Annotated in this window: 1 protein-coding gene; it reads left to right on the top strand. The window is 42.4% G+C overall.

Annotated elements, in window-relative coordinates; all coding sequences use genetic code 11:
* Positions 1-137: 137 nt before the first annotated feature.
* The gene (locus A3738_RS28885) at positions 138-1,148 is read left to right on the top strand and encodes a putative solute-binding protein (protein WP_068475826.1); all 1,011 of its coding nucleotides are present in this window, start codon (positions 138-140) and stop codon (positions 1,146-1,148) included.
* Positions 1,149-1,367: the final 219 nt, after the last annotated feature.

Below are 1,367 nucleotides of genomic sequence, written 5' to 3'. Positions count from 1 at the left end.
CTTTGAGCTTCGTGAACTTTGTCACCAAATGTTATTTCTTGTAGACTGCGCAGCGATTTCTGCGAGATCTTAAATAAATAATTACTCGTTTTTATCTAATAAATCTAATTGATAACTAAGCGCTGAGGTGTGTGCAAATGACTTTTCGTCGCATTCTTGCTTCTTTGTTGTTGGTTGCTGTTTCTTCGACAGCTTCTGCAGCATTAGAAAAGAAAAAATTCTGTCTTTATGACCCTGTTGGTAAAAACGGCCCTGCTGTGGCGTTCTTCTCTGACCTTACTGCTAAAGGTATCGGTTGGGGCATGGACATCGAAATCGCTGCTTACACAGATGAAAAAGTAGCTTCAAACGATTTTAAAGCAGGCCTATGTGATGTTGTTTTCTTAACAGCAATCCTTAGTCGTCCTTACGTGCCATTTGGCGGTACGCTTGATGCGCTTGGCGGTATCATTGACGAAGAAGGTCTAGCTCGTGTTCTTAAAACATTGACTAACCCTAAGTTGGCTCCTTTCTTAACGAATGGCAACTACGAAATGGTTGGTACGCTTCCTGTTGGTTCTGTTTACTTGTTCGTAAACGATCGTGATATTGATACTGTTCCTGAGTTCAGTGGTAAGAAAGTATCTGTACTTAACGAAGATCCACAGAGCCACAAGTTTGCAGATCTAGCTGGTGCATCTCCAGTTGGTACATCGCTAGCTACGTTCTCTGGCCAGTTCAATAACGGTAACATCGACATCCTACCAATGGTTGCGCTAGGTTACGACGTATTTGAGTTGTATCATGGTCTTGGCGAAAAAGGCGGTATCATCGATGAGAAGCTTCTGTACGGTATGATGCAGATGATTTCTCATAAAGACCGTTTTGCTCCTGAGTTCGGTCAAAACATGCGTGAGTACATTCTTGCTCGCCTACCAGACATCAACAAAATGGTTGATGATGCAGAGGCTGCAATTCCTGCTAAGTACTGGATCAAAACTGATGCAGATTCTCAAGCAGCTCTAGAGAAGTTCCGTACTGAAATCCGTGCGTCACTTCGTGACGAGGGTGTTCTTGATGCAAAAGCACTTGGCCTATTGTGGAAGATCCGTTGTTCAGTTGATCCATCACGTGGTGAGTGTTCTAAGCCGAAAGCTGAACGTTTCTAAACGACAGCAATTAGCTTTGGAAAAGGTCGGTTTTTACCGGCCTTTTTTATTTGTAATCTAAACGGCCTTATTCAAGATTTTTCCTTTCTAAAAAATCCCTTATACTGCAGCCCAAATTTTTTGTGACCTGAACGCTTAATATGACCGATTATTTGGTTAGCACCCAAGGACTAAGCTGTGAACGTGACGATAGGGTCTTATTTGAAGATCTGACGTTGA

The sequence above is a fragment of the Oleiphilus sp. HI0066 genome (assembly GCF_001635725.1).
Note: the sequence above shows the minus strand (reverse complement) of the source record. Positions and strands in the feature narration are given on the sequence as shown.

Bases quoted from the DNA above. Each gene is read 5' to 3' on its own strand.
- A3738_RS28885 (WP_068475826.1), top strand. From the start codon at position 138: ATGACTTTTCGTCGCATTCTTGCTTCTTTGTTGTTGGTTGCTGTTTCT.